Origin of the sequence: Paenisporosarcina sp. TG-14, from assembly GCF_000297555.1 — a bacterium.
GTDB classification, from domain to species: domain Bacteria; phylum Bacillota; class Bacilli; order Bacillales_A; family Planococcaceae; genus Paenisporosarcina; species Paenisporosarcina antarctica.
The window spans coordinates 1-4,078 of the sequence record NZ_AMGD01000104.1; the positions used below are offsets into that span (position 1 = coordinate 1).

A 4,078-nucleotide genomic window follows, 5' to 3' on the forward strand; every position below is an offset into this window, starting at 1 on the left:
ATCGATCGAGGACTTAACCAAACAAATATGAATGGCTTTCAATGGCCCGTTTATCCAGTTTTGAGCGAATAAAAGTATTTTTTACTAGAAACGCTTGTAAAATCTGTGAGACTTGGTATAATAAATCTTGTCTTTAAAAACAATTAGTCTAGTGATAATGGCAAAGAGGTCACACCCGTTCCCATACCGAACACGGAAGTTAAGTTCTTTTGCGCCGATGGTAGTTGGGGGTCTCCCCCTGTGAGAGTAGGACGTCGCTAGGCAATATATTATTTTTCCGAAGTAGCTCAGTTGGTAGAGCACCGCACTGTTAATGCGATGGTCGTAGGTTCGAGTCCTACCTTCGGAGCCATATTGGGGAGCTGTCCGAGTGGCCGAAGGAGCACGATTGGAATTCGTGTAGGCGGGTTAAACTGTCTCAAGGGTTCAAATCCCTTGCTCTCCGCCAGTAACTTTCTTAATAATATGGCCCCTTGGTCAAGCGGTTAAGACACCGCCCTTTCACGGCGGTAACACGGGTTCGATTCCCGTAGGGGTCACCAATTTCTTTTTACGTAACTTTAACCAGTATTTTTAAAAAATCAAAAGCAAGTAGTTCTAGAAAACGATCGAATGAATGAAGGAGCGTACTCAAGTATGTGACTGAATAAATGAGTGAGTTGACAACGAAATGCACAGCTTTTCATTCTTTTAACGGAGGATTAGCTCAGCTGGGAGAGCATCTGCCTTACAAGCAGAGGGTCGGCGGTTCGAGCCCGTCATCCTCCACCATTACATTATTTACACTATTGAAACTCTCTAAAGAATTCGCGATGAAGTAACGCCGACGCAAGCGAAGCGTGGAAGGCGTCAACTAAGACATAAGCGTTGTATCATAGTGTTTATAACAATCACATTATCGCGGGGTGGAGCAGCACGGTAGCTCGTTGGGCTCATAACCCAAAGGTCGCAGGTTCAAATCCTGCCCCCGCAACCAATTAATCTTAAAATGATTAACATCGACTTTGACAAAAATCGGTGAACAAAAAAATGACATCACGCTAAAGAAATCGCGAGAGTGTTTATAACAATTATATTATCGCGGGGTGGAGCAAATCGCCAAACGAAGATGGCGATTAACATCGAAGCAGGCGAAAGCCGATGCAGATGTCATTAAGTAATAAGCGTAGTATCTATAGTGTTTATAACAATATTATTATCGCGGGGTGGAGCAGCACGGTAGCTCGTTGGGCTCATAACCCAAAGGTCGCAGGTTCAAATCCTGCCCCCGCAACCAAATGGTCCCGTGGTGTAGCGGTTAACATGCCTGCCTGTCACGCAGGAGATCGCCGGTTCGATCCCGGTCGGGACCGCCATTTTTATGAAGTATTAAGAATTGGAATAAGCAAAGAAGATCGAAGACGCAAAATGAGTGAGTGAAGGAGCGTACTAACGTACGTGATTGAATTAACGAATGAAGCTGACAAAGAGATTCGAAACTTAGTACAATTCGACAGTGGCTCAGTAGCTCAGTCGGTAGAGCAAAGGACTGAAAATCCTTGTGTCGGCGGTTCGATTCCGTCCTGAGCCACCATTATTTTTTTAAAACACCGTGCCGGTGTAGCTCAGTTGGTAGAGCAACTGACTTGTAATCAGTAGGTCGAGGGTTCGACTCCTTTCGCCGGCACCATCTTCAATTTGGAGGGGTAGTGAAGTGGCTAAACACGACGGACTGTAAATCCGTTCCTTCGGGTTCGGCGGTTCGAATCCGCCCCCCTCCACCATTATCTTAGGGGCATAGTTTAACGGTAGAACTAAGGTCTCCAAAACCTTCAATGTGGGTTCGATTCCTACTGCCCCTGCCAATTTTAAATTCAATATAAATTTCATATTATGGCGGGCGTGGCGAAGTGGTTAACGCACCGGATTGTGATTCCGGCACTCGGGGGTTCAATTCCCCTCGTTCGCCCCATTTTTTTAACTTAAATTCAATATCAATATCATATTGTGGCGGGCGTGGCGAAGTGGTTAACGCACCGGATTGTGATTCCGGCACTCGGGGGTTCAATTCCCCTCGTTCGCCCCATATTACTAATGGGGTATAGCCAAGCGGTAAGGCAACGGATTTTGATTCCGTCACGCCCTGGTTCGAATCCAGGTTCCCCAATATTATTGCGGAAGTAGTTCAGTGGTAGAACACCACCTTGCCAAGGTGGGGGTCGCGAGTTCGAACCTCGTCTTCCGCTCCATTTTTATTATGGCGGCATAGCCAAGTGGTAAGGCACAGGTCTGCAACACCTCTACCACCGGTTCAAATCCGGTTGCCGCCTCCATAATATTTTTAAAGTCTGCATTTATTATTTTGCCCGAGTGGTGGAATGGCAGACACGCCGCACTCAAAATGCGGTGCCGTAAGGCGTGCCAGTTCGAGTCTGGCCTCGGGTATCATTCGAAAAGCAGTATCTACTTAATGTAGATACTGCTTTTTTGTATATATTAAGAGGAACTGCAATTGTTAAGTAGAAGTACAATTGCGTGGAATTATTTCTTATCATTATTTATGGGGTGATTGGGTTCGCGCTTAATGTTATTTTTTGCTGCTTCGTTTTGACCAAGCGTATCCAAATCATCCGGACTAACATCGTGTCCAAAGCCAAATTCTTCACGATCTAATTTTGCCTTCTTCATATCTTTATTTTGTCTTTGCTGATGCCTTGTATTATTTGAAGTCAAAGAAATTCACCTCCATTTTTCTAATAGCTTGTTCTGAATGAAAAGGTTTATTCTTCTTAACTTCGTTTTTTTCTTTGAAATAAAAAAAGTCTAAGCATATGCTTAGACTTTTTTGTTAGAAATACTATGGCTTATCAACCCAAATGACTTTATAAAAGTCTTAATATATACCAACTGGACCAATAATAAACAGAATTCCTCCTATCTGAATATTACCCAATAAATGTTTAAGCAATCAGAATAATGACTACACTATTTTTATCAAAAAAGACATAGGTGATTAGATGATTAGCTCGGCATGGATGTTAGTACTATTGAATAGTTTGGATGGGATTGCAACATATGTTGGTATTTCTTTATTAATTATAACTGAAGCCAATCCGTTATTGGCAGAATTAGATCCATTTAATATTCTTATGATTAAATTGTACTTAAGCACTTTTCTAACAGTTTTTATATTACAACATCCTTTGCAACAGTTTGGAAGAGGGTTTAAATATCTCCTTAGTTTTGCCAACGTGTGTTATTTAGGAGTATTTGTGAGTCATGCTTTTTGGATTGGTGTAAGTATGGTGTACTAATGCTTATCATGAAAAAATAGAATAAAAACTAATTTTTAAGGGAATAACGAAATACAAACTGATGTTAATTCGCATAGATTCTCTAATCGCTAAACTATTCATTCTAACAAAGGAGATGAAACCTAATGACAAGTGTAAAATTAGCAGTAATATATTACAGCTCAACAGGTACTAACTATCAATTAGCTAAGTGGGCAGAAGATGGTGCAAAAGAAAACGGTGCTGAAGTAAAAGTATTGAAGGTACCTGAAACAGCTCCACAAGAAGCGATAGACTCAAATCCTGCATGGAAAGCAAATATTGAAGCAACGAAAGATGTACCTGAGGTAACTTTAGATGATTTAGAATGGGCAGATGCCATTATTTTTAGCGTCCCAACACGTTTTGGAAACATGCCTGGTCAAGTAAAGAATTTCTTAGATTCAACGGGAGGACTTTGGTTTAAAGGGAAATTAGTCAATAAAGTTGTGAGTGCTATGACTTCTGCACAAAACCCTCATGGTGGACAGGAGATGACGACATTATCCCTCTATACTACAATGTACCATTGGGGAGCGATTGTGGTTGCGCCTGGTTATACAGATCCTGTATTGTATGCTGCTGGAGGTAATCCTTATGGGACAAGCGTCTCTGTCGATCAAGATGGTAAAATGGTGGAGGATGTTCAAGGTGCAGTAAAACATCAAACAAAACGTACCGTAACCGTAGCGAAATGGGTTAAAAAAGGAAATCAATAATATGTGGAATACATTCGTATAACATTAAAAAAAGGCAGACTGTTAGAA

3 protein-coding genes, 17 tRNA genes and 1 rRNA gene are annotated in these 4,078 nt (G+C 41.6%); 20 read left to right on the forward strand and 1 reads right to left on the reverse strand.

The window, feature by feature from the left end; translation table 11 throughout:
• Nucleotides 1-147: 147 nt before the first annotated feature.
• The 18 genes from rrf to C406_RS0118600 all read left to right on the forward strand — a co-directional run bounded on the left by rrf (nt 148) and on the right by C406_RS0118600 (nt 2,424).
• A 5S ribosomal RNA gene (gene rrf / locus C406_RS0118515) occupies nt 148-263 on the forward strand.
• 13 nt (nt 264-276) lie between these two features.
• Nucleotides 277-352 (forward strand) — tRNA-Asn (locus C406_RS0118520).
• A gap of 4 nt (nt 353-356) precedes the next feature.
• Nucleotides 357-448: transfer RNA gene (locus C406_RS0118525), tRNA-Ser, on the forward strand.
• A 19-nt stretch (nt 449-467) separates the two neighbouring features.
• Nucleotides 468-542: transfer RNA gene (locus C406_RS0118530), tRNA-Glu, on the forward strand.
• A 153-nt stretch (nt 543-695) separates the two neighbouring features.
• Nucleotides 696-771, forward strand: a tRNA-Val gene (locus C406_RS0118535).
• Nucleotides 772-899: 128 nt separating this feature from the next.
• A tRNA-Met gene (locus tag C406_RS0118540) sits at nt 900-976 on the forward strand.
• A gap of 223 nt (nt 977-1,199) precedes the next feature.
• A tRNA-Met gene (locus C406_RS0118545) sits at nt 1,200-1,276 on the forward strand.
• Between the two features lie 3 nt (nt 1,277-1,279).
• Nucleotides 1,280-1,355, forward strand: a tRNA-Asp gene (locus C406_RS0118550).
• A 142-nt stretch (nt 1,356-1,497) separates the two neighbouring features.
• Nucleotides 1,498-1,573, forward strand: a tRNA-Phe gene (locus C406_RS0118555).
• Nucleotides 1,574-1,593: 20 nt separating this feature from the next.
• Nucleotides 1,594-1,669 (forward strand) — tRNA-Thr (locus C406_RS0118560).
• Nucleotides 1,670-1,679: 10 nt separating this feature from the next.
• Nucleotides 1,680-1,763, forward strand: a tRNA-Tyr gene (locus C406_RS0118565).
• A 7-nt stretch (nt 1,764-1,770) separates the two neighbouring features.
• Nucleotides 1,771-1,844: transfer RNA gene (locus tag C406_RS0118570), tRNA-Trp, on the forward strand.
• Between the two features lie 31 nt (nt 1,845-1,875).
• Nucleotides 1,876-1,951, forward strand: a tRNA-His gene (locus tag C406_RS0118575).
• A gap of 38 nt (nt 1,952-1,989) precedes the next feature.
• Nucleotides 1,990-2,065 (forward strand) — tRNA-His (locus tag C406_RS0118580).
• A gap of 9 nt (nt 2,066-2,074) precedes the next feature.
• Nucleotides 2,075-2,146, forward strand: a tRNA-Gln gene (locus C406_RS0118585).
• 7 nt (nt 2,147-2,153) lie between these two features.
• Nucleotides 2,154-2,228 (forward strand) — tRNA-Gly (locus tag C406_RS0118590).
• A gap of 10 nt (nt 2,229-2,238) precedes the next feature.
• A tRNA-Cys gene (locus C406_RS0118595) sits at nt 2,239-2,312 on the forward strand.
• 31 nt (nt 2,313-2,343) lie between these two features.
• Nucleotides 2,344-2,424, forward strand: a tRNA-Leu gene (locus C406_RS0118600).
• 96 nt (nt 2,425-2,520) lie between these two features.
• Here C406_RS0118600 and C406_RS0118605 read toward each other — a convergent pair.
• Entirely contained in the window at nt 2,521-2,712 is a 192-nt protein-coding gene (locus C406_RS0118605) for a hypothetical protein (protein ID WP_017382148.1), read from the reverse strand.
• A gap of 284 nt (nt 2,713-2,996) precedes the next feature.
• On the opposite strand from C406_RS0118605, the gene C406_RS0118610 reads away from it, so the two are divergent.
• Together C406_RS0118610 and wrbA are read left to right on the forward strand one after the other, a co-directional pair.
• Complete coding sequence (locus C406_RS0118610; protein WP_017382149.1) at nt 2,997-3,293, forward strand: DUF5658 family protein; 297 nt, start codon at nt 2,997-2,999, stop codon at nt 3,291-3,293.
• A 125-nt stretch (nt 3,294-3,418) separates the two neighbouring features.
• Nucleotides 3,419-4,030 carry an NAD(P)H:quinone oxidoreductase gene (gene wrbA / locus C406_RS0118615; RefSeq protein ID WP_017382150.1) on the forward strand — a complete coding sequence of 204 codons (612 nt, stop codon included), beginning with the start codon at nt 3,419-3,421 and terminating at the stop codon, nt 4,028-4,030.
• The last annotated feature ends 48 nt before the right edge of the window (nt 4,031-4,078 follow it).